The sequence below is a fragment of the Streptomyces sp. NBC_01264 genome, from assembly GCF_026340675.1.
GTDB lineage: Bacteria > Actinomycetota > Actinomycetes > Streptomycetales > Streptomycetaceae > Streptomyces.
This window is the reverse complement of the sequence record NZ_JAPEOX010000001.1, coordinates 548,793-570,624: the sequence shown is the minus strand read 5'-3', so window position 1 is coordinate 570,624 and position 21,832 is coordinate 548,793. Positions and strand designations below refer to the sequence as shown.

At 74.2% G+C, this 21,832-nt stretch carries 17 protein-coding genes and 1 pseudogene; 8 read left to right on the top strand and 10 right to left on the bottom strand.

The genetic code is table 11. From position 1 onward, the window contains the following. Nucleotides 1-104 precede the first annotated feature (104 nt). Nucleotides 105-1,466: a M64 family metallopeptidase gene (locus OG435_RS02590; RefSeq protein WP_266875060.1), complete on the top strand. Its 1,362-nt coding sequence runs from the start codon at nucleotides 105-107 to the stop codon at nucleotides 1,464-1,466. Between the two features lie 84 nt (nucleotides 1,467-1,550). Here OG435_RS02590 and OG435_RS02585 read toward each other — a convergent pair whose 3' ends face one another. Continuing rightward, a complete protein-coding gene (locus OG435_RS02585; protein WP_266875059.1) occupies nucleotides 1,551-3,122 on the bottom strand; it encodes a hypothetical protein in 1,572 nt (523 codons plus the stop codon). 153 nt (nucleotides 3,123-3,275) lie between these two features. Here OG435_RS02585 and OG435_RS02580 point away from each other — a divergent pair, with 153 nt between their 5' ends. The 3 genes from OG435_RS02580 to OG435_RS02570 all read left to right on the top strand — a co-directional run bounded on the left by OG435_RS02580 (nucleotide 3,276) and on the right by OG435_RS02570 (nucleotide 5,588). Continuing rightward, the gene (locus OG435_RS02580; protein WP_266875058.1) at nucleotides 3,276-4,436 is read left to right on the top strand and encodes a sensor histidine kinase; all 1,161 of its coding nucleotides are present in this window, start codon (nucleotides 3,276-3,278) and stop codon (nucleotides 4,434-4,436) included. Next, entirely contained in the window at nucleotides 4,433-5,104 is a 672-nt protein-coding gene (locus tag OG435_RS02575) for a response regulator transcription factor (protein ID WP_266875057.1), read from the top strand. Before OG435_RS02580 ends, OG435_RS02575 begins: the two co-directional genes overlap by 4 nt. A 91-nt stretch (nucleotides 5,105-5,195) precedes the next feature. Further along, nucleotides 5,196-5,588 (top strand): hypothetical protein, encoded by a 393-nt coding sequence (locus OG435_RS02570; RefSeq protein ID WP_266875056.1) that lies wholly within the window; start codon nucleotides 5,196-5,198, stop codon nucleotides 5,586-5,588. Between the two features lie 34 nt (nucleotides 5,589-5,622). Here OG435_RS02570 and OG435_RS02565 read toward each other — a convergent pair whose 3' ends face one another. Genes OG435_RS02565 through OG435_RS02555 form a run of 3 tightly spaced genes read right to left on the bottom strand, consistent with a single transcriptional unit; the run spans nucleotide 5,623 to nucleotide 8,194 of the window. Then, on the bottom strand, nucleotides 5,623-6,315 hold the full coding sequence (locus OG435_RS02565) for an aspartate/glutamate racemase family protein (RefSeq protein ID WP_266875055.1): 693 nt from the start codon (nucleotides 6,313-6,315) through the stop codon (nucleotides 5,623-5,625). 7 nt (nucleotides 6,316-6,322) lie between these two features. After that, nucleotides 6,323-6,595, bottom strand: coding sequence for a hypothetical protein (locus OG435_RS02560; protein ID WP_266875054.1), 273 nt, complete (start codon nucleotides 6,593-6,595; stop codon nucleotides 6,323-6,325). Between the two features lie 6 nt (nucleotides 6,596-6,601). Further along, nucleotides 6,602-8,194 (bottom strand): DUF6056 family protein, encoded by a 1,593-nt coding sequence (locus tag OG435_RS02555; RefSeq protein ID WP_266875053.1) that lies wholly within the window; start codon nucleotides 8,192-8,194, stop codon nucleotides 6,602-6,604. Nucleotides 8,195-8,461: 267 nt separating this feature from the next. Here OG435_RS02555 and OG435_RS02550 point away from each other — a divergent pair, with 267 nt between their 5' ends. Then, nucleotides 8,462-9,973, top strand: coding sequence for a hypothetical protein (locus OG435_RS02550; RefSeq protein ID WP_266875052.1), 1,512 nt, complete (start codon nucleotides 8,462-8,464; stop codon nucleotides 9,971-9,973). A gap of 173 nt (nucleotides 9,974-10,146) precedes the next feature. On the opposite strand, the gene OG435_RS02545 is transcribed toward OG435_RS02550, so the two are convergent. Then, nucleotides 10,147-10,581, bottom strand: coding sequence for a hypothetical protein (locus OG435_RS02545; protein WP_266875051.1), 435 nt, complete (start codon nucleotides 10,579-10,581; stop codon nucleotides 10,147-10,149). Between the two features lie 210 nt (nucleotides 10,582-10,791). After that, nucleotides 10,792-12,918 carry a PIG-L family deacetylase gene (locus tag OG435_RS02540; protein WP_266875050.1) on the bottom strand — a complete coding sequence of 709 codons (2,127 nt, stop codon included), beginning with the start codon at nucleotides 12,916-12,918 and terminating at the stop codon, nucleotides 10,792-10,794. A gap of 492 nt (nucleotides 12,919-13,410) precedes the next feature. On the opposite strand from OG435_RS02540, the pseudogene OG435_RS02535 reads away from it, so the two are divergent. Both OG435_RS02535 and OG435_RS02530 read left to right on the top strand, forming a co-directional pair. Beyond that, nucleotides 13,411-14,632 (top strand): annotated as a pseudogene (locus OG435_RS02535) (glycosyltransferase). A 540-nt stretch (nucleotides 14,633-15,172) separates the two neighbouring features. Beyond that, nucleotides 15,173-16,786, top strand: coding sequence for an alpha/beta hydrolase (locus tag OG435_RS02530; RefSeq protein WP_266875049.1), 1,614 nt, complete (start codon nucleotides 15,173-15,175; stop codon nucleotides 16,784-16,786). 14 nt (nucleotides 16,787-16,800) lie between these two features. Here the strand turns inward: OG435_RS02530 and OG435_RS02525 are convergent, their stop codons facing one another. Next, entirely contained in the window at nucleotides 16,801-18,240 is a 1,440-nt protein-coding gene (locus OG435_RS02525) for an FAD-dependent monooxygenase (RefSeq protein WP_266875048.1), read from the bottom strand. Between the two features lie 38 nt (nucleotides 18,241-18,278). On the opposite strand from OG435_RS02525, the gene OG435_RS02520 reads away from it, so the two are divergent. Continuing rightward, on the top strand, nucleotides 18,279-18,956 hold the full coding sequence (locus OG435_RS02520; protein ID WP_266875047.1) for a TetR/AcrR family transcriptional regulator C-terminal domain-containing protein: 678 nt from the start codon (nucleotides 18,279-18,281) through the stop codon (nucleotides 18,954-18,956). A 16-nt stretch (nucleotides 18,957-18,972) separates the two neighbouring features. Here the strand turns inward: OG435_RS02520 and OG435_RS02515 are convergent, their stop codons facing one another. The 3 genes from OG435_RS02515 to nadE all read right to left on the bottom strand — a co-directional run bounded on the left by OG435_RS02515 (nucleotide 18,973) and on the right by nadE (nucleotide 21,801). Continuing rightward, the gene (locus OG435_RS02515) at nucleotides 18,973-20,511 is read right to left on the bottom strand and encodes an MFS transporter (RefSeq protein WP_266881504.1); all 1,539 of its coding nucleotides are present in this window, start codon (nucleotides 20,509-20,511) and stop codon (nucleotides 18,973-18,975) included. A gap of 61 nt (nucleotides 20,512-20,572) precedes the next feature. After that, a complete protein-coding gene (locus OG435_RS02510) occupies nucleotides 20,573-20,851 on the bottom strand; it encodes a hypothetical protein (protein WP_266875046.1) in 279 nt (92 codons plus the stop codon). A 119-nt stretch (nucleotides 20,852-20,970) separates the two neighbouring features. After that, complete coding sequence (nadE, locus tag OG435_RS02505) at nucleotides 20,971-21,801, bottom strand: ammonia-dependent NAD(+) synthetase (protein ID WP_266875045.1); 831 nt, start codon at nucleotides 21,799-21,801, stop codon at nucleotides 20,971-20,973. Nucleotides 21,802-21,832: the final 31 nt, after the last annotated feature.

Below are 21,832 nucleotides of genomic sequence, written 5' to 3'. Positions count from 1 at the left end.
AGGGGGAGCAGGCCATTGCGCACCCGTCGTGCGCCGCCTAATTTAAGCAACCGATTCAGTGCACTTACATCTCTCCTTAACTCCCTTCACCGCAGGAGGACTTCATGCACCACGACAGACGCCCGGCCGCCGCCCGGGTGGCCCTGCGGGCAGTAGTCGCGGCTGCCTGCGCGACCGCCGCGCTGCTGGCCGCCGGACCCGTCCGCGCGGCCGGCGCCCCGGTCACGCCCCGGCTGGTGGTGGAGATCCCGGGTCCGGAGCAGGGTGGTGACGCCGGATCGGGCCACACCCGCGTGCCCGCCCGGGCCGACCGGCCGGCCGAAGCGGGCGCCCGGCTCTCCGAGGCGGAGCGCGCGGCGGACGGCGAGGTGGTCAAGCTGGTCGACAACGGCCCCACCGCCGACCGGCTGGACGTGGTCGTCATCGGCGACGGCTACACGGCGGACCAGCTGGCGAAGTTCCACACCGACGCGCAGGCCAAGTGGGCCGAGGTGACGGCGGTGGAGCCGTACGCCACCTACCGGAACCTTTTCAACGTCTGGACGGCCGACGCCGTGTCCCGGGAGTCGGGCGTCACCGGCGACCCCGACCGGGCGGCCGTCCGCGACACGGCCCTCGGCGCGTACTTCTGGTGCGAGGAGATCGAGCGGCTCCTGTGCGTAGACCAGCCCAAGGTGGACTCCTACGTGGCCAAGGCACCCGAGGCCGACCTGGTCATCGTCCTGGCCAACAGCGCCAAGTACGGCGGCGCCGGCTACAACGAGCCCAGTGCCACCCTCGGCTACGAGGGCATCTCCACCGCCTCGGCGGACAACGCCAAGTCCGGCCAGGTGGCCATCCACGAGACGGGCCACTCCCTCGGCAAACTCGCCGACGAGTACTTCTACCCCGGTGTCCCCGACTACGAGAAGTACACCGGGCCCGAGCCCGCCGAGTCCAACAGCTCCACGCTGTCCGCCGACCGGATGGCCGCCCGGCGCGCCAAATGGTACCGCTGGCTGGGCGAGCCCTCCCCGGACGGGGGCACCGTCGGCGCCTACGAGGGCGGCGGCTACTTCGTCACCGGGCTCCACCGGCCCACCGACAACTCGCTGATGCGGGTCCTGGGCAAACCCTTCAACCTGCCCGGAGTCGAGGCGATGATCGCCGGCTTCCACCAGCACGCGAGCACCGTCACCGCGCTCACCCCGACGGACCGCACCCTGCGGACCCGGCACACCGCGAAGGTGGCCGTACCCCGGCTCACCGGCGCCGACGGCCGGCAACTGCGGGTCCGCTGGTACCTCGACGGCCGGGAGCTCGGGCGGCTGGCCGGCCGGACCGACGTGACGGTCGCGGAGCTGCGGCTCCCCGACCTGCGCACCCACACCCTGTCGGTGACCGCCGAGGACCGGACCCCCTCGGTCCGCGACCCGGAGATCGTCCGCACCCTCCGTTCCACCGTCGGGTGGAACGTCCGCCGGTAGGCAGTGGCCGGGACGGGCGCCGCGCACGGCGGCGGCGCGGGAGCCCACCGCTCCCGCGCCGCCGCCCCCCGCCTCCCCGGAGGCCTATACCGCCTCGCCCACGGGAACGCCGGCCGGGGTGCCGGCCCCCTCACCGCTCCGCGGCAGCCGGCGCAGCGCTAGGGCCATGGCCGCCGCCACGTACGCGCACAGCACCGCCATCCCGGCCCACCAGGGCAGCGGGAAGTACCCGGCGGAAGGCGCGTACTGCGCGGTGACCTGCGGGTGCTCCACCAGCGTCTGCTGGACGGCGAACCCGGCGGCCGGAGTCACCCTCAGCAACCACTGCGCGAGCGCGTCGCTCAGCAGGGGGACGGTGCTCACGGCGTACGGGACCACGACCACCGAGACGGCCACGAGCACCGCGAGCCACCGCCGCCGGAGCGCCGTGCCGAGGGACAGGGCGAGCACGGCCGTCAGGGCGAGCGCGGCGGAGACGCCGATGACGACCCGGGCTCCGGTCAGTGCCGAAAGTCCCACGACGGGAACCCCGTTGGACTTCAGTACCGCGAGTCCGACCGGCAGTACGATGCCCACGGCGAGCAGGCCGGTCACGAACGTCACGGCCCCCACGACGACGGCCCTCGCCCCGAGCACCGCACGGGTGAGCGGTGCGCCGTCCACCGGCTGCCGTCGGCCGGACCCGCCGGCGCCCCGGTTCCCGCCGCCGGCGAACCGCACCGCCACCACCAGCACGATGAGCAGGGCGAGGCTCAGACCGGTCAGCATCCCCTCCACGGGACGGCCGCCCGAGGTCGCCGCGGGCGAGATGTCGCCGGCACCTGTGACGGTGACCGTGCCGTCCTTCTCCACGGCCCCGGCCGGCCGGCCCTTCTCCCAGTCGGTCGTGTTCATCTCGCCGACCAGCCCGGCCCGCCAGCCCCCGTCCGCGGGAGCGCCCTCCAGGCCGATGTCGTCGAAGGAACCGGCGGCCTGGGTGAAGCGCACCTGCTCCGTGGCCCCGCCGAGACCGGCCGGACGCAGCGTGAGGTCGCCGGGGGACGTGGCGAACATGCCGACCTGCGCGGTGTCCGACAGCCCGGCGAGCTTCACGGCGGCCACCTTCACCCACCGCTCGCCGTCGGAGGACTCGTAGCCCGTGACGGTGTCGCCCGCCCGCGTCAGCCGCAGCCACACCGGTGACCGCTCCGAGACCGCGGCGCCGTTGACGGGGCTCCCGGCGATGTCGTGGCCGTAGTCGTACTGCATCCGCACGCCGTGCTCGCCGGTGACCATCAGGGCCGCGTACGAGGATCCCTGGCCGAGCCCGTCCTTGACGATGATCCCGGCCTTCGCCCACGGCACCAGGCCCGGGACGATCTGGTCGTGGTGGGGCGGGGGATAGGTGATCGTGCCCGTCATGGACGTCATCCGGACCGTGATGCTTCCCTCGCGACCCAGATCCCGGTGCATGAAGGCGAACTGGTCGCTGACCGCGGTGCCGTCCGGACCCGTGGGGTCGGCCGGGCAGGTGCCGGCGCAGGACGCGTGGTTGCCGAAGGCGTAGAGCAGGCCGAGGGCGAGGACCATCAGGGCCGCGGTGACCAGGGCGATCAGCCGGGCCGGACGCAGGAAGCGGGTCCACTCCTGCCGGAGCAGTTCGTTGTGTGTGAGCATGCTTCGGTTCTACGCAGCCGCCCGTAACGCGGTCCGAACCGTCGCTGTCATGACGCTGTTAGGTGACGGCGGGCATGCTGGACGCCATCGGACGGGACGGGGAGAGAAGCCATGGCCGGATTGAGGCACAGGACCGTCGGAAGGCGGTTCACGATGCTCTACGCGACGGTGTTCCTGGCGTCCGGGATCGGGCTGATCGGCCTGATCTACTTGTTCTCCCGCTCCGACATGACCCGTTCCGTTCCGGGTGAGCCGCCGCCCGGCGAGCCGGCCACGGGCGTCGCACAGCACGTCCTCGACCTCGAACGACAGCTCGCCGAGGTGCACGCACAGCAGTCCAGGCAGCTCCTGTTCGGCTCGCTGATCGCGATCGTGGTGATGGCGGCCGTCTCGCTCCTGCTCGGCCGGATCCTCGCCGGCCACGTCCTGCGCCCACTGCGCCTGATCACCGCGGCCACGCGGCGGATCTCCGCGGACAACCTGGACCAGCGGCTCGCCGTGGCCGGGCCCGCCGACGAGGTCAAGGAGCTCGCGGACACGGTCGACGGCCTCCTGGCGCGACTGGAGGCCTCGTTCGCCGCGCAACGGCGCTTCGTGGCCAACGCCTCGCACGAACTGCGCACCCCGCTGACGACGATCCGGGCCTCGCTGGACGTGGCCGTGGCCAAACCGCAGCCCGCGGCGCAGACCGTCGCGCTCGCCGGCCGGGTGCGCACCGAACTGGACCGGGTGGACCGCCTCTTGGAGGGCTTCCTCGTGCTCGCCCGGGCGCAGCACGGCGTCCTCCCCGACCGGGTCCCCGTATCGCTCGCCGAGCTGGCGGGGGAGGCGCTGGCCGCCCGGGCCGACGCCATCGCCGGGAAGAACCTGGCCGTGGAGGGCGAGCTGACGTCGAAGGCGTGGACACGGGGCAGCCCGGCGCTGCTGTCGCGACTGGTGCAGAACGTGATCGACAACGCGATCGTGCACAACCACGAGGGCGGCTGGATCCGCCTCGCCACGCAGGACGGCGCCGGCGCGGAGGAGGCTCCCCGGTCCCGTCTCGTCGTCGAGACCGGCGGGAACGTCCTCGACCAGGACCAGGTGGACCGGCTCACCCAGCCGTTCGAGCGGCTCGGCGCCGACCGGACCGGCTCGCAGGAGAGTTCCGGACTGGGGCTCTCGATCGTCGCCGCGATCGTGTCCGCGCACGGCGGCAGCCTCGACCTCCGCGTCCGGCAGGAGGGCGGGCTGAAGGTGACGGCCGCGATGCCGCCGGCGGACGCCTCGGACCGTCCGCGCGGTTCGCACGGTTCGTACGGGGGGACGGCATGAGGATCCTGGTCGTCGAGGACGCGCGCTCGCTCGCGGAGGTCGTCGCCGAAGGACTGCGCGACCAGGGAATGGCCGTCGACCTCGCGTACGACGGGCTGTCGGCCGCCGCCAAGCTCGACGTCAACGCGTACGACGTGGTGGTCCTCGACCGGGACCTGCCCGGCATCCACGGGGACACGCTCTGCCGGATGATCACGGAGCGGGAGGACCGCGCGATGGTGCTGATGCTGACCGCCGCCGGATCGCCCGGCGACCGGGTCAGCGGCCTCACCCTGGGCGCCGACGACTACCTCGCCAAACCCTTCCACTTCCCCGAACTGATCCTGCGCATCCGCTCCCTGGCCCGCCGCAGGCCCGCGGCCCGGCCCCGTACCCTGCGCGCCGCCGGAATCGAACTCGACCCGGTGCACCGCACCGCCCTGCGGGAGGGCGTCCGCCTCGAGCTCGCCGTCAAGGAGTTCGCCGTCTTGGAGGCCCTGCTCCGGGCGAGTCCGGGCTTCCTGAGCGCCGAGGACCTGCTCGAACAGGTCTGGGACGAGAACGCCGACCCGTTCACCAGCACGGTCGCGGTCACCGTGGGCCGCCTGCGCCGCAAACTGGGCACCCCCCAGATCGTCACGACGACCCCCGGCGTGGGCTACCGCATCGCCGCTGCCGTATCCGGCTAGGAGAGGGCCCGGGGCGGGCGGCGCCGTCGAGCCGGTGCGGACCGGGACGGATAATGGCACCGCACGTACCGAGCGGAGAGTTGAAGAGACGATGACGCTGAAAGAGGGCCGGCGGGTGAGGCTCGCGGCCGACACCCGGCTGACCGACTGGGTCGCGATGACGGAGGACCCTTCGGGCCGGGCGGGAGCCGTCGCCGGTTCGCTGTCCCTGGCGGCGGGCACCGAGGGCACCGTCGTGCGGGTGGTCGAGCACGACCGGCAGACCGAGGAGTCCCGCGAGTACGAGAGGCTCAAGTCGCTCCTCGACTCCTACGGCGCGGGCATGCCGGCGGAGAGCAAGAAGCAGCTGGAGGAGAAGGTCGCCGGCTTGGAGCACGCGTGGACCGCCTACCGTGCCGAGCCGCTCCGGGTGACGGTCCGGGTGCGCTTCGACAACGGATTCATCCTCGACGACGCACACGAGGACGTCTTCGACCCCGCCTGACGGCCCTCAGGTCACGTCCCTCAGGTCACGGCCCTCAGGGTGCCAGGGCCGCGTCCACCGCCGCCTCGGCGTGCAGGCGGGCGGTGGGGAAGAGCGGTACGGGGCTGTCCGCGGGGCCGATGAGCAGCTCGATCTCCGTGCACCCCAGGACGATTCCCTCGGCGCCCCCGGCGACGAGGTCCTCGATGACCCGGCGGTACGCGGCCCGCGATTCCTCCCGGACGACGCCGAGGCACAGCTCCTCGTAGATCACCCGGTGTACGAGCGCACGCCCCTCGGGGTTCGGGACGAGGACGTCGAGGCCGCCCGCGGCCAGGCGGCCCCGGTAGAAGTCCTGTTCCATCGTGAACGCGGTGCCCAGGAGCCCCACCCGCCGCAGTCCGGCCCCGCGGACCGCGGCGGCCGTGGTGTCCGCCAGGTGCAGCAGCGGGACGGACACGGCGGCCTGGACCGGGTCCGCGACCTTGTGCATGGTGTTGGTGCAGATCAGCAGCAGCTCGGCGCCCGCCGCCTCCAGCGACCGGGCGGCATCGGCCAGTACCGCGCCGGCTTCCTCCCAGCGGCCCTGGACCTGCAGGCGCTCGATCTCCGCGAAATCCACGGAGTAGAGCACGCAGCGGGCGGAGTGGAGTCCGCCGAGGCGCTCGCGGGTCCGCTCGTTGAGGATCCGGTAGTACTCCGCCGTCGATTCCCAGCTCATACCGCCGATCAACCCGATCGTCTTCATGCGTTGATCATAAGGGAAGGCTCGTCATGCTCGCCCATTCATAAGGTGGCCTTTGGGTTGCTGTGGGCGGGAGTTCCGGTGTGTAGGAGTCGGGGGAGGTGTGGGCGAAGACCAGCAGCGAGGACAGCGCGACCTGGATGTTGTTCGTGCCGCAGGGCGGCCAGGCCACGGCCACCGTGATGACGGTGCGGGCGGAGGCGGGACCCTCGGTGCGCAGGAGCTCCCGGGCCCGGCGGGCCCGTCCGGCCGGCTGCGCCGGGGTGTCGGCGAGATCGGTCATCCCTGCTCAGCCGCGGTGGATCCGGTCGACGCCGTACCACTTCGACACGCAGGCGGCGACCCAGTCCCGCTCGTAGGTCTGCGTGTAGAAGGGCTCGGCGAGACCCCCGATGTACAGGGGCCGGTACGCCACGTCCGTGGCGCCCCGCTCGGCCTCGGCCCGGATGCGCGCGTCCTGCGCGTCCCAGGCGACCGAGCGGGAGACCGTCGTGGTCGTGAGCCGCCGGAGCTCGGGGACCAGTACGGCCACCGAGGCCAGCGTCAGGCAGGCCGCCACCACGGCGCCGGCCACGAGCGCCGGGCCGTCGGTCCGCCGGGCCCGGAACCGCCGCCCGAACCGTGCCCCCAGCAGGGCGCCGTAGCCGCAGAGGGCCAGCTCCATCGGGACCAGGAAGCTCGTCCAGGTACGGGCGTACGTCCATCCGGCCGGTCCGTAGCCGCTGCGCAGGCCCGCCACCACCGCGAACGAGCCGAGCAGCACCACCGGCACCGGGAGCAGCAGGAGGGCGATGAGCGTTCCGCGGGGTACGGTCCGCCGCGACTCCCGCTTCCCCGGCACGGGCTCGCACCGCCGGCCCCTCCCCAGGACCGTCGCCAGCCCCAGCAGGACGCCGACGGCCGCGGCTCCGAGGAAGGCCGGCCGGCCGGCCACGGAGCCCCACATGTGCTGCCAGTCCGCGAAGGCGCCCCGGAGCTCGCCCGAGGACAGCATCGACTCCTTGGCCGGCTGCTGCGCCCGGCGCCACCGGGCCCCCGGGGAGGTGTAGAGCACGACCAGACCGCAGGCCAGGCCCGAGCACCACACGAGGCACCAGGTGAACGGCCGCCAGTCCCGCGCCAGTCCGAGCCGGGGGAGGCAGAGCAGCCCGACGAGCGCCGCGAGGAGACCGCTGACGAGCGTGAACGGCTCGCTCAGCGTGCCCATCGCGAAGCCGACGAGGAAGGCGACGGCCAGGCCGGCCACACGGACGGCGGTACGGGGATGGCCGGCGGTCCGCAGGGCCAGCAGCAGCATCCACACGCCCACGACGCTCGGCACGGTGTGGGAGACCGTGGCGGGCGCCCACAGCAGCACCTGATAACTGCGGGGTCCCGCGAAGTAGACCAGGGCCTGGACGACCAGGGCGCAGGCGGTCAGGACCAGCACCCGGGGCCGGCCGCCGAGGAAGCGGACGAACTCGCGCCCCAGCAGGACCAGTCCGACGGTGAAGCAGACGGCGATGACCGTCGGCAGGATCTGGGCCCCGACCAGTCCGTCGCCGTAGATGAGACCGCTCAGGAAGGCGTTGGTGATCCGGCCGTTCTGCGTCATGTAGAAGTCGGAGGTGATGCCGAGGACCCCCATGTCGCGGGCCTTCCACCCGGCGCACCAGTCGTCGGACGTGGGCCGGACGTACAGGCCGAGGAAGCAGCCCACGGCGATCAGCCCGCCGGCCGCGGCGACGAGCACCGCACCGGCCGCCGGGAGCACCCCGCGCAGGAGGGGACGGGGGCGACCGCCCTCGTGGCGGGCGTTCTCCGGCCCGGTGGGGCCGCCTTCCGGCCCGCCGCCCGCGTGCGGGTCGCGTGCGCCTGCGCCTTCTCCCGCAGCAGTGCTCATGTACCCGCCCTTCGCAGCGGAACCCGGCCGGGAGGGGCGGCCGACGCACCCGCCCCGCGCGGTGACCGACCGGCCCGCGGACACCCATGATGCGCACGGCCCGGGGCCCCCGGCATCCCGGGACCGCCAGGCCGGTTACGGAGCCGCCGGCCCCTCGGAGGTCCCCGGTCACCCGCGCGGCGCGTGCTCCGTGGCGGCCTCCGCACGGCTCGCCCAGGATGGGGTCCCAGGGTCCGCACGCACGCGGGCCCGGCGGAGGGAGCGGCGATGCCTGGTGTCCGGACCGGTCGTTGGGCGGTCGTCACGGCGGCCTTGGCGAGCGTCGCCGTACCCGTCTGCACCTCGGGCCAGCCCATCGCCCGGCACCCCGGGCACCCCACCCGGTACGCCGTCGGCCACCCCGCCCGTGACGGCGGCCAGGCGTCGTTCGCCGTGCTCACGAGCCACCGCGGCCGGGGCACGGCGGAGCCCGGGCACGCACGCCTGACGGCCCTCGAGGCCCCCACCGCGGGCCTCCTGTCCAACACGACCGCGGCCGAAGGCGTGCCGCCCGCTCTCGCCGCGGACGCGCGCTACGTCCGGGGCAGCCACGTCCTGCGGCTGGCCTCGGGCCGGTGGATGTACCTTCCCGACGCCAGGACGGCCGCGGCCGTGGTCGCCCCCGGCCATCCGCCGGCCCAGCGGCAGATCGAGGCCAGCCGCGCCTGGCTGGCCTCCGGCCGGGTCCCCGGCGCCACGCCCGCACGGCGCGAGGCGGCGGAGCGGGCCCTGCTGGCCATGCGCGCCCTGATCCGGCCCAACGGCGCCGTGGCGGCGGGCTGGAGTCACGGCTGGAAGTACTCCTGGCCGCGCGACTCCAGCTTCGCCTCCGCGGCCTTCGCGCACACCGGGCACGACGCCGAGGCCTACCGGATCCTGCGCTACAGCGCCGCGACCCAGCGTGCGGACGGGGGCTGGGAGGCGCGTACGAAGCTGGACGGATCCGGGCCGCCCGACGCCCGGGCCCGGCAGCTCGACGCCAACGGCTGGGTGCCCTGGGCCACCTGGCAGTGGTACCGGACGGCCCCCGTGGCCACCCGCGGGGCCCGGCTGGCCGCCCTCTACCCGATGATCCGCAAGGCCGCCGACCACGCGGCGGGCTCCCTGCGGGCGGACGGGCTGCCCCCGGCCTCCCCCGACTACTGGGAGCTGACGACGGCCACCGCGAACATCGGTACGGCCGCACCGCTCCTCGCCGGGCTCAACGCCTCCGCCGACCTCGCCCGGGAGGCGAACCGGCCCGAGGACGCGGCCCGCTGGGCCCGGGCCGCGCGGCGGCTGTCCGCCGGGATCTCCGCACGCTTCCTCCCCCTGGGGTACCAGCGGACCGTCGACGGTCGCCACGGGCACGACAGCGCGGTCGCCTTCATGGCGCCCCCCTTCAACGAAGCCCCCGCAGCCCTGGCCGGGGCACTGGCCACCACCTACCGGGAACTGCTGCTGCCCAACGGCGGGCTGACCCCCGGGAACGACCCCGGGGCGCGCTGGGGCGCGTACGCGTGGACCCCCAGTACGGCCTTCTTCGCGCTCGCCTGGGCGGGCACGGGCCGGCCCGAGGAGGCCGGACGGGTCCTGGACTGGGTCCTCTCGAAGCGCAACGCGCTCGGCGAACTGCCGGAGAAGGTGGACGGCAAGGGCCGGCCCTGCTCGGTCGCCCCCCTCGCGTGGACGGGCTCCATCGCCGTCCTGGCCCTCGTCGCGCTGGAGGGCCCGGGGCTCCCGACGCCGCCTCGTGCCTAGGTCGTCTCTTTCGGATCTTGTCGGCCGAGTCCGCGGCGTCCGGTGCCGTGCCTGGGCTTGCTGTCGGGCGCTCGCGTACTGGGCCGTACGTGGTCGCCCCGGCAGTGCGGCCAAGCGCGGTGCCGGGCGCCGCGGGCCCACAAGATCCGGAAGAGACGGCCTAGGCCGTGAGATCAGACGGGCCGTGTCCCCTCACCCGGCGGCGGCACGGCGCGTACGTGTTCCAGCGCGGCCAGGAGCGTGCGGCAGGCGAGCCGTTCGGCCGCCAGCGCCCGGTAGAGCGGAGGGTGGTACGGGTCACGGAGCGCGCGCGCCCGGACCGCGGCGGCCCGGCGGAGCTCCCTCGTACGGTCCACCTCGGTCCGGGCGTCCGCGTACGCGGCGTCAACGAGCCGGTGGTCGAGGACCTGGGCGAAGGCCCGCTCCAGCAGGGCGTCGAGCCGGTCGAATTCCTCGGAGCAGCGTTCGGGGGTCACCCCCGCGCACCCTTCGTCCAGGAACCGGGACAGCGATCCCAGGGTCGTCCCGAGCTCGGGGTATCCCCAGGCCGGAGCGGTGTCGTTCCTGCATCCGGTGGCGAGGAGCACCAGCACGGCGACCGAGGTCACGGCACGCACCGGCCCCGGCCCCCGACGCAGGCGCGCGCCGCGGGGATCAGGGGCCGCGGGGTCCCTCCGCACGGGGGAGCACGAGGTCATGGGAGCCCCGATCGCAGGTCGAGTGGGGTGGGACGGAGTCGGGAACGGGCCGCGGGTCCAGGCCCGGGCCCGGGCCGGCCGGGACGGGGCGCGATCCGCCGCCATCGTCGCCCGCAGCGCTCAGCGCTGCCACCCGGAGCCCGCGCGGTCGTCCGCCGCGTCGTCCGGGGGCGGGACGGCGGGGTACCAGGGGGAGGAGGGCGGACGGTCGCCGAGCGGCTCGGAGTCCGCCGGGGGAGCCGTCGTGACGTGCAGTGCGGCGTCCAGGCCGAGAACGACGCCGAGCACCGTACCGTCCTGGGCGGTCAAGGCCGAGGGGGCGCCCGTGTAGTGCATCTGGGACTCGTACCAGGCCGGTCCGCCGTCCGTGTTCGAGACGCCGATCGTGCCCGCGCCGGCGCGGCCGGTGAGCAGGTCCCCCGCGACGCCGACGGAGCCGTAGCCGCCCTCGCCGCCCGCCTCGGTGACCGGGGAGAACTGCGGTGCGGTCCCGCCCGCGGTGACCAGGCTCGTGCCGACGGCGCCCGTACCGGGGCGGCGGAAGTACAGGGAGACCCCGTCTCCCCGCGGGCTCGCCGAGAGCGGCCCGGTGACCGCCGGCAGCCCGGTCGGGACGGGGGCGCCGAAGGGGGCGTCCGGGGCCGGCTGGATCCAGGCCAGCACGCTCTGGGCCGTGGCCGCGTACACGTGGCGCCGCCCGGCCGCGTCCGTCGCGGTGACCGGGTCGCCCCGCAGGTCGGAGCCGCCCAGGGATTCCCACGAGCCGAAGGCGCCGTCGGGGGCCGACTGGGCGCTGGCACGCAGGGTGCGCCCGGAATCGCGTACGTAGACGGTCATCCGGCCGGTACGGTCCACTGCGACGGCCGGTGCGCTGATCGCCGAGGTACCCGACACGTCCTCCGTGTCCGGCGTGCCCAGCGACACCCAGGGGCCGAAGGCGCCGTCGGGCGCCGCCTGGACGCGGTACACGAGCTCGCGCCGGTACTCCTGGGGCGTGGCGCCCAGCGTGGTCCGGGTGCCGAAGACCGCGACCCTGCCGTCGGGAAGCCGCATCGCCGTCGCACCCGCGTCCATCCCGGACCCGTCGAGGAACTCGGGCCCCTGCCAAGGAGCCTTGTCCCCGCTGCGCGACCAGGAGGCCATCCGTCCGTCCAGCACGGCGAAGGCCCACAGCCGGCCGGGCGTGCCCTCGGTGATCCAGGAGGTGATGTCGCTCCGGCCGTAGCGGATGGTCCGGCTCCAGCCGGCGCCCGCGGGCCGGGTCGCCGTCTTGCGGTCGCCGCAGCCGGCGGGGCTGCCGCACCAGTCCTGGTGGTCGGACCAGGCATAGGTCTTGAGGTAGCCGAGCTTCTCCTCGGCGGCCTGCGGGTCGAGGACCGGAGGCAGGGCGCTGTTGGGGTAGCTCACGTAGTTCTGGACCGAGAAGTGCGGCCGGTCCGAGGACTTCGCGTAGCGCTCGGTGGCGGCCTGCACGAAGCGGGCCCCGTACATGTGGTCCTGGTGGTCGAGGAAGGCGCCACCGCCGCGCGACCGGCCGGGCGTCGGGTCCTGCGTCCGTATGGTGGTCGGCCGGTACCGCGCGAAGATCGCCGCGATGGCCTCGACGACCTGGTCCTTGTCGTACGAGAACGCGGTCTTGACCGGTGTCCCCGACGTGAGCTGGGACCCCAGGGCGGGGACCCGGCCGTCCCACAGCCCGCGCAAACTGTCCGGATTGTCCCCGGAGATGCTGCGCGCCTCGCGCAGCTGCATCCAGACCAGGTTGACCTCGGGCCGCGCGACGAGGACGTCCACCTCGGCGCTCCCGTCGCCGACGGTGGGTATGGAGCGGCGCTGCCAGGCGCTGGTGCGGTCGCCGGTGGCCATCTGCGCGTAGGCCGCGCGTATGCCGTTCTGCCGGGCTTCCGCGTAAGCGGCGCGGTCGGCCGGACCCGTGGGGTCCTGCATGTGCGGGCTGTGGGCCTCGTTGCGGCCGTCGGCCTCGCCGGAGGTGAGGTAGACGGTGGCGACCTTGATGCCCGTCGATATGGAGCGGCTCAGGTCGGGGTTCATGAAGAACAGGTCGTCGTCGGGATGCGCGACGACCTGAAGGACCGTGCCCTCGGTCACACCCGGGCGGAGTGACGCCCCGGGGGCCGCCGGCTCGGGCGTGGTTCCGTACCCGTAGGCCCAGGTGGTCACTCCGACGGCGCCGACGGTGAGCGCGGCGAGCATGCCCGCGAGGCGGGTGCGGCTGGCCAGGGACATCTGAAGTGCCTCGGGGATTCGGTCGGACGGGTACGGAACTGGGCTGTGCGGGGAGGGTCGGTGCCCCGTCGGTCCCACCGCTTGCCGGAGACGACCGGGCCCGATTATGCCTTGGGCGCGTGCGCCTGACACACCGTCGAGTCGGCTATCAACGCATATTGGGGCATTTGCGTGAATCACCCGAATTGACACAATATGCCCCTATGGGAGGGGAAGGGAATCTCGTCCCGCATCGCCTCGGTCCGGGCAGTTGGTGCCGAATCCTCCGGGGTGGCGGCGCGAGGGGAGTGCCTCCCGTGTGAGCGGATCCACACGTTGCGGGTCGAAACGGGAGTTGTTGGGGAAGGGGCCTTCCCGCCATGATCCACATACAGGTCATGATCAACATACAGCGCTCGAGGGGGCTTGCCGCAAGGCCCGGGCGACGGCGAGGAATCGTCGACCGGCGCTGGAATCCAAGGCGCCCCGCCTTTACGGAAAGAGAGTCGCCGCATGCGTGTGGTGGTGTCGACGTACGGGTCGCGCGGAGCCGTGGAGCCGACGGCCGGGCTGGCCGTACGGCTGCGGGAGCTCGGCGCGGAGGTGCGGATGTGCGCACCGCCCGACGAGGAGTTCGCGGTACGGCTGGCGGGACTCGGCATCGAGCCGGTGCCGGCCGGCGGCCCGGTGCGCCCGCTGGTGACCTCGGTGACGCCCGGATCGGCGGAGGGCCTGGCGCGGCGGGCGGCGGATCTGATGGCCGCGCAGTTCGACACGGTCGCCGCGGTGGCCGAGGGCGCGGACGCGCTGGTCGCGACCGGCCCCCTGCCGGTCACCGCCGGCGCGCGGTCGGTCGCCGAGAAGCTGGGCCTGCGCTACGTGCACGCGAGCCACCAGCCGGTCAGCCTGCCGTCGCCCCACCGGCGACCGCCCGCGCGGCGGGGCCGGACCCTGCCGCCGGACGCCGACAACCAAGCGCTGTGGGACCTGGACGCCGGCCTCGCGCACTCCATGTTCGGCGAGACGCTCAACACCCTGCGGGCGGCCGCCGGCCTGCCGCCCGTGGACTCCGTCCGGGACTACGCCTTCACCGACCGGCCCTGGCTGGCCACGGACCCGCTGCTCTCCCCGTGGCAGCCGACGGGTCTCGGTGTCGTGCAGACCGGAGCGTGGTGCGCGCCGGACGAACGCCCGCTCCCCGCCGACCTGGTGGAGTTCCTGGACGACGGCCCACCGCCGGTCTACGTGGGCTTCGGCAGCACCCCGCTGGGCGCCCCGGGCGAGGTCGCCCGGGCGGCCGTCGAGGCGATCCGTGCGCAGGGCCGCCGGCGCCCTCGTCTCCCGGGGCTGGGCCGAACTGGCCCTGACCGACGGCCGGGGCGACTGCCTCCTCGTCGACGAGGTCAACCACCGGGCGCTCTTCCGCCGGGTGGCCGCCGTCGTGCACCACGGCAGCGCCGGCACCACGACGACCGCCACCCTGGCCGGTGTGCCGCAGGTGGTGGTGGCCCAGGGAGCGGACCAGCCCTACTGGGCCAGCCGGGTCGAGGACCTGGGCATCGGCGCGGCCCACGAGGGCGCGGCCCCGGCCGCCGACTCCCTGTCGGCCGCGCTGGCGACGGCCCTGGCCCCCGGGACCCGAGCCCGGGCGGCCGAGGTGGCCGCTGCGGTCCGCACCGACGGGACGACGGTGGCCGCGCGGCTGCTGCTCGAAGGGACCGGCCGGACCGCTTGACCTCAACTCGGATCGAGGTCCTCCCGCCGCCCCCCGTCGGCCGCCACCCGTCGGCCGCCACCCGTCGGCAGCGGCCGAAGGCCGGACCCCGTGGGCCCCATGGACCCCGATCCCGGAGCCGACGCAGATCGGGCACCAGGCCGTCTCTTCCGGATCTTGCCGGGCCCGCGACGCCTGGCACCGCGTCTGGCCGCACGGCCGGGGCGGCCACGTACGCCCGTACGCGAGCGCCCCGGCAGCACGCGCGCGCCTGGCCGCACGACCGAGGCGAACGCGTACGGCGGACCGGCAGACCTGCGGCCCGGCGGACCCGCCGGATGCGCCGGTCGTCATCCGGTCGGCCCACCCCGCCCGCCGGCCCGTCGGGCCGAACTCGCAGGCCGGGGCCGTGCGTTCCGGATCCCGTGGGGCCCGCCGTCTATCCCGGTCCGCCCCGCGGATGGGAACCTGAGGCTGCCGCTCAGCCGAGCGCGGGCGCCCGCTCACCCCCGAATTCGTGTGCGCCCTTGCAGCCGACCTTCCAGCAGGGGAGTTCACCGCATGCAGACCCGTTCAGCCGATGACGCGCACCGGCGAGTGGTGTGGGGGATAGCCCTCGTCCTGATCGCCGTCACCACGCTCCTCGGAGCCGGGCCCGGGGCCGACAAGGCCATCGCGCTGCCCGCCCCGCCCGTACCCGTCCTGGCCTGGGGGCCCTGCGCCGACGACCCGGGCGACGGCTTCGAGTGCGCGACCGCCCAGGTGCCGCTCGACTACCGGCGGCCCACCGGAAGCACGATCCCGATCGCCGTCACCCGGCGGCTCGCCGCCGACCCCGCCCGCCGCACCGGCGTCCTGGTGCTGCACCCCGGCGGACCCGGCAACTCCGGCGTGAACTTCGCCCGCAACAGCTACGACGCACTGCCCGCCGCCCTCCGCGACGGCTTCGACGTCGTCGGGTACGACATGCGCGGCGTGGCACGCAGCGGCCAGGTGGAGTGCTGGAACGACGCGGAGTACTCGGCCGCCGTCGACGCCGCGCGCGGAGTTCCCGGCCCGGGAGCCCTGCAGACCGCCGTCCGGCAGGGCCGGGAGTTCGCCGCCGCCTGCCGCGAACGCGCCGGCGGGTTCGTGCCGTTCATCGGCACCGGGTCGAACGCCAAGGACCTCGACCTGCTGCGCCAGGCCCTCGGCGAGGAGACCCTCACCTTCTACGGCCGTTCCTTCGGCAGCTACGTCGGCACCGTCTACGCCGCCCAGTTCCCCCGGCGCGTGCGCGCCATGGTCCTGGACGGGGCCTACGATCCGCGCCGCTACGCGGAGGTGCCCTACGCCTACGACGCCGCGCAGTTCACCGCCCTGGACACGGCGGTCGGCCGGTTCCTCGACTGGTGCGCCCAGAACGCCACCGCCTGCGGATTCGGAGGGGGCAACCCCCGGCAGGCCTTCGAACAGCTCAAGCGGGACCTGGACGCCGATCCCGTCATCACCCCGAGCGGACGCCCGGCCACCGGCTACACCCTCGCCTACCGCCTGATGTTCAACATCAACTCGGGCAAGGAGATCTGGCCCTACCTGGGAGAGGCACTGGCCCTGGCCCAGGCCCACAAGACCTCCTTCCTCCTCTCACCCCCCTCACCCGGCTCCTTCGACTTCCTGAACGTCAACCTGGCCGTCGAGTGCGCCGACCGCGTCTACCCGAGCAGCCGGCTCCTCCTGGGCGCGCTCGTCAGCGCGGAGGCCGCCTCGGCGCCGCTGCTCGGGCCGCCCATCGGCCTGGGACCGCCCACCTACGACCACAACCACGCGCCCGCCTGCGCGCAGTGGCAGCTGGAACGTCCCAGCCGCTACGAGGGCTCGTACCGGGCGGCCGGTTCCGCCCCGATCCTGGTCCTCGGCACGACCGGGGACCCGGACACCCCGTACCAGGACGCCGTGGCCCTGGCCGGGACGCTGGACGCCGGCCGGCTCCTGACCTTCGAGGCCGAGGGGCACACCGCCTACAACCGGAGCGCGTGCGTCAGCGCACTCGTCAACGACTACCTGGCCACCCTGGCCCTGCCCGCGCGGGGCACGGTCTGCGCGGACGAGACGCCCCCGGAGGCGCTCGGCCGGCGCACCACCGCTCCCGCGCCGGTCGACGAGACGAACGACGTGATCCCCACCCTGCGGTGACCGGGGGATCCGCCTCAGCTCGCCGTCGTGGGTGAAACAGAACGAGCCAGGCGGGCGAGGTAGCGGGCCAGTCCGGTCGCGTCCTCGCCCGCCCAGCCGACGTACCCGTCGGGCCGGACCAGGAAGAGGCCCTTGCCGTACGGCTCGTAGGGTCCGATCCGGTGGACGTGGAGGAACTCCGATCTCACGGGAGGCAGTTCCGCGTCCGTGCCGACGGCCAGCAGGGTGAAGTGCGGTCCCCGGAACAGGTCGAAGAGCCTGCGCCCGTCCGGCAGCGGCCCGTCGGGGGCGCGGTCCCCGGCTTCCAGGGCGCCCGCCGTCCCTTCGGAGAGGGGGCCGCCCCGGTAGCCGAGGCCGAGCTGGCGGGTGGCGTCGCCGCGCTCCGCCTGGCCGCGGTGGATCCGCGTGGACAGGCCCAGTACGTGCGCGGCGACGGGCTGGCGTTCCTCCTCGTAGCTGTCCAGGAGGGCCGGATCCGCACCGTGGCGCAGTACCTGTCCGAGCTTCCAGCCGAGGTTGTAGGCGTCCTGCACGCTGGTGTTGAGCCCCTGGCCGCCGGCGGGGGAGTGCACGTGCGCGGCGTCGCCCGCGAGCAGCACCCGGCCGTCGCGGAACCGGTCGGCAATGGCGGCGCGCGGCCTGAAGTCGGAGGCCCACCGGACCTCGGTGACGTCCTCGGCGCCGAGGTGGGTCAGGGCGGCGACCGCGGCGGGGATGTCGAGATCGTCCGTCCGCGCGACGAACTGGTGCTCGTCGGTGCCGGGCAGCGGACACAGGGCGGCGAAGCCGCCGTCCGGCCCCGGGAACAGGTGCCAGTGGTCGCGGTCCAAGGCCCCGGCGCGCAGCCGGACGTCGGCGACGACCATCGGGGCGGGATCCACCGTCTCGCCGGTCATGCCGATGCCCAGGGCCCTGCGGACGGTGGAGCGGCCGCCGTCGGCGGCGACGAGGTAGGCGACGCGCAGCGTGCTGCCGTCCGAGAGATGTGCGCCGACCCCGTCGGTGTCCTGGTCGAAGCCGGTCAGGGCGACGCCGAAGCGGACCCGGCCCCCGAGCCCGGTGAGGCGCTCGAACAGGATCTCCTGGGTGCGCCACTGGGGCAGCAGCCGGGCGCGCGGATGGGGCTCGGTCTCCGTGGGGCCGCCGACGCCGGCGTCGCCGAGCATGTCGTGCTCGCCCACGGGCCGGCCGTCCTGCCAGATCAGCCCGATGGGCGCGTGATCGCTCGCCTCCCGCACCGCGTCCCCGACGCCGAAGTCGTCGAAGACCTCCAGGGTCCTCGGCTGAAGGCCCTTGCCCCGCGAGCCGGGGAAGAGGGCGTCGGCCCGCTCGACGACCAGGGCGCGGACGCCGCGGCGGGTGAGGTCCAGGGCGAGGGCCAGTCCCGTGGGGCCGGCGCCGACGACGAGCACGTCGGGAGCCCCGATTTCCTTAACGCTGTTAAGTTCGGTCATGGGTACGAGAATCCGCTTAACGCTGTTAAGTTGTCAAGGTGGTGAGAGAAGAACGAGAAGCAAAACCCGAAAGGCCCCGCCTCGACCGGGCGACGGTGGCCGCCACGGCCCTGCGGCTGCTCGGAGACGTCGGCCTGGACGGGCTGACCCTGCGGGCCATCGCCAAGGAGCTGGACGTCAAGGCGCCCGCCCTGTACTGGCACTTCAAGGACAAGCAGGCGCTGCTCGACGAGATGGCCACCGAGATGTTCCGCCGGATGGCGGCGGACCTGGACGCGGCCCGGCCGCCCGGCGACTGGTCCCAGGCGCTGGAGGCCGCGATGCGGGGGCTCAGGGAACACCTGCTGCGCTACCGGGACGGGGCCAAGGTCTACAGCGGTACGCACTTCACCGACATGAGCTACGCGGCTCCGATGGAGGCCCATCTGCGGACGCTCGTCGCGGGCGGCTTCACGGCAGCGGGTGCGGCCCGGGCTTGGTTCACCGTGTACAGCTACACCATCGGGTACGTGATCGAGGAGCAGTCGATGGGTCCGCTGCCCGGCTCGGACGCCGAGGGCTACGACCTGGAGGCACGCGCCGAACGGCTCGCCGGTTACCCGCTGACGGCCGAAGCGGGCCCGGAGATGTTCCGCGATCAGGACGCCGGCTTCGAAGCGGGCCTCGCGGCCGTGCTCGCGGGCATCGCCGTGACCCTGCTCCCGCCTGCCAAGTAGGCCCCCCGTCAGGGTGTCAGGGCGTCGGGGCCGCGACCGCCGCGCCCCGCACCTCGCGCCGGGGTGCGGGCGCCGGCGCGGTGACCATGACGGCGGCCGTGGCGGCGCCGAGGAGCATGATGCCGGCCGCCCACCAGAGCGCGATCCCGAAGCCGTGGACCACGCCCTGGGCCTCGATCAGCCGCTGCGCCGCGGATGCGGGGACGCCGGGGGCGGCCTGCGCCGGTCCGGCGAGGTGCGAGGCGACGTAGGCCGTCGCGGCCGTGCTGGCGATGGTGTTGAGGAGGGCCGTGCCGATCGCCCCGCCCACCTGCTGGGCCGTGTTGAGCGTGGCCGAGGTGACCCCGGAGTCCTTCCGCGCCACGCCCTGGGTGGCCGTCGACATCACGGGCATGAAGACCAGTCCCATGCCGAACCCGAGGACCAGCATGGCCGGGAGCACGTGGGTCGCGTACGAGGAGTCGACCCGCAGCCGCGTGAGGAGGACCAGGGCCAGGGTGGCCAGCAGCAGCCCGGGGACGATCAGCGCGCGGGGGGCGAGCCGGTCGAGGAAGCGCGCCGAGACCTGGGTCGCTCCGGTGGTGATCGCCAGGGTCATGGGGAGGAAGGCCAGCCCGGTCCTGACAGGGGAGTAGTCGAGGACGAGCTGGAAGTAGTAGGTCATGAACAGGAACAGGGCGAACAGGCCGATGGCGGCCAGCGCCATGGTGACGAGGCACCCGGCGCGCGTCCGGTCCCTGATGATGTGCGGGGGGAGCATGGGGTCGCTCGCCCGCGTCTGCCACCAGGCGAAGGCGGCGAGCAGGACGCTCCCGCCGACGAGGAGTCCGATGACCAGGGCGTCGGACCAGCCGCGCGGTTCGGCCTCGCTCAGCCCGTAGACGACGGCCAGGAGTCCGCCGCACCCGAGGACCGCGCCCGGCACGTCGAGCCTGGCCCCCGTACGTCCGGAGCCGCGCAGGACGGCGAAGGCGCCGATGACCGCGATCGCGGCGATGGCCACGTTGACGTAGAGGCACCAGCGCCAGTCCAGGTACTCGGTGAGCAGGCCCCCGGCGATCAGGCCGACGGCCCCGCCGCCGCTCGCGATCGCGGCGAACACGCCGAAGGCCTTGGCGCGTTCCCTCGGGGTGTCGAAGGTGGTGGCCAGCAGCGACAGGGCGCACGGCGCGAGGAGCGCCGCGAAGACGCCCTGCAGCGCCCGCGCCGCGAAGAGCATCCCCGGTCCGCTCGCGGCGCCGCCCAGGGCGGAGGCCAGGGCGAATCCGCTCAGGCCGATGACGAACGCCCGTCTGCGGCCGATGAGGTCCGCGATGCGTCCGCCCAGCAGGAGCAGCCCGCCGAACGCCAGCGAGTAGGCGGTGATCACCCACTGCCGGTTGCCGTCCGACATCCCCAGGTCGCGCTGGGCAGAGGGGAGCGCGATGTTCACGATCGTCGCGTCGAGGACGACCATCAGCTGGGCCAGGCCGATGACGGCGAGCGCCCACCAGCGCCGGGGATCGGGCGGACCCGCCGGCGCGCCGCCGACGGGCCGGGACGCGGCGTCGGGCATCGAGCCGGAGGGGGTTCCGCTGGCTGACGTCATGCGGTCAGCCAAACACGGATCGTGAGGTTCAGCCCGCCTGGAGATCCTGTGGGGGGACCCGGCGGCCCCAGCCGGACCGGCCGGACGGGTGACCGGGCCGGTGTCGCCGGAGGTGCAGGTGGTGCCGGTGCGGTCGGCGCGGCCGGTGGAGGTGGCCGGGGCGACCCGTCCTGGCGCCCGGCACGGCCAGCGCCGCCCGCTGCAGGCGGACGTGGTGGTGGCGCAGGGCCACGTACAGGGCGGCGGTGATCACGCTGGCGGCGCACCAGGCCACCAGGATCACGAGGATCGTACTGAGGACGGCCACGGGGACTCCTCGGGTGGGAACGGCACCGCCGGGGCGGGCGGGGCAAGGTGGTGCTCGCCGTGACCGACCAGTACCCGGAGGAGGCGGACCTTACGCCCGCCGCCCCGACGCGGGCGCCACTATGGCGCGATCGGCAGCTGCCGCTTGTGCTCGGTCAGGCGGTAGCGGCGGACGATCGTGTCGAAGGCACGCTCCCCGACCGGCTTGCCCTCCAGGAAGTCGTCGATCTCGTCGTACGTGACGCCCAGCGCGTCCTCGTCGGCCTTGCCGGGATCGAGGGTCTCCAGGTCCGCCGTGGGCGTCTTCCAGACCAGCTCGGCCGGTGCGCCCAGGGCGTCCGCGCAGGCCCGCACCCGGCGCTTGGTCAGCCCGGTCAGCGGCACCACGTCGGCCGCGCCGTCGCCGAACTTGGTGAAGAAGCCGGAGACCGCCTCGGCGGCGTGGTCGGTGCCGACGACCAGGCCGTCGTGCGCGCCGGCCACCGCGTACTGGGCGATCATGCGCTGACGGGCCTTGATGTTGCCCTGCACGAAGTCCTGGTGGTGGGCGTCCCGGAAGAGGGTCCCGCCGGCCAGGGAAGCGGCCAGGGCCGCGTCGCTCGCGGGCTTCACGTCCACGGTCAGCACCCGGTCCGCGTCGATGAAACCGAGGGCGAGCTGGGCGTCCCGCTCGTCGGCCTGGACCCCGTACGGCAGCCGCATGGCGTAGAACGTCGCCTCGTGTCCGGCCGCGCGGGCCCGCTCCACGGCGAGTTGGCAGAGCCTGCCGGCCGTGGTGGAGTCCACCCCGCCGCTGATCCCGAGCACCAGGGAGCGCAGGCCGGTGGAGGTGAGCCGCTCGGCGAGGAACGCCACCCGGCGCTCGATCTCGCGCCGGGCGTCGAAGCTCTCGGCCACGAGGAGCTCCCGGGCGATCTCCTGCTGCAGGGCGGTGGACGCCGGCTGGCTCACGGCTGCTCCTCATGATGGTTCGTCGGTTCGG

Bases quoted from the DNA above. Each gene is read 5' to 3' on its own strand.
- OG435_RS02590 (WP_266875060.1), top strand. From the start codon at position 105: ATGCACCACGACAGACGCCCGGCCGCCGCCCGGGTGGCCCTGCGGGCA.
- OG435_RS02585 (WP_266875059.1), bottom strand. From the start codon at position 3,122: ATGCTCACACACAACGAACTGCTCCGGCAGGAGTGGACCCGCTTCCTG.
- OG435_RS02580 (WP_266875058.1), top strand. From the start codon at position 3,276: ATGCTCTACGCGACGGTGTTCCTGGCGTCCGGGATCGGGCTGATCGGC.
- OG435_RS02575 (WP_266875057.1), top strand. From the start codon at position 4,433: ATGAGGATCCTGGTCGTCGAGGACGCGCGCTCGCTCGCGGAGGTCGTC.
- OG435_RS02570 (WP_266875056.1), top strand. From the start codon at position 5,196: ATGACGCTGAAAGAGGGCCGGCGGGTGAGGCTCGCGGCCGACACCCGG.
- OG435_RS02565 (WP_266875055.1), bottom strand. From the start codon at position 6,315: ATGAAGACGATCGGGTTGATCGGCGGTATGAGCTGGGAATCGACGGCG.
- OG435_RS02560 (WP_266875054.1), bottom strand. From the start codon at position 6,595: ATGACCGATCTCGCCGACACCCCGGCGCAGCCGGCCGGACGGGCCCGC.
- OG435_RS02555 (WP_266875053.1), bottom strand. From the start codon at position 8,194: ATGAGCACTGCTGCGGGAGAAGGCGCAGGCGCACGCGACCCGCACGCG.
- OG435_RS02550 (WP_266875052.1), top strand. From the start codon at position 8,462: ATGCCTGGTGTCCGGACCGGTCGTTGGGCGGTCGTCACGGCGGCCTTG.
- OG435_RS02540 (WP_266875050.1), bottom strand. From the start codon at position 12,918: ATGTCCCTGGCCAGCCGCACCCGCCTCGCGGGCATGCTCGCCGCGCTC.
- OG435_RS02530 (WP_266875049.1), top strand. From the start codon at position 15,173: ATGCAGACCCGTTCAGCCGATGACGCGCACCGGCGAGTGGTGTGGGGG.
- OG435_RS02525 (WP_266875048.1), bottom strand. From the start codon at position 18,240: ATGACCGAACTTAACAGCGTTAAGGAAATCGGGGCTCCCGACGTGCTC.
- OG435_RS02515 (WP_266881504.1), bottom strand. From the start codon at position 20,511: ATGCCCGACGCCGCGTCCCGGCCCGTCGGCGGCGCGCCGGCGGGTCCG.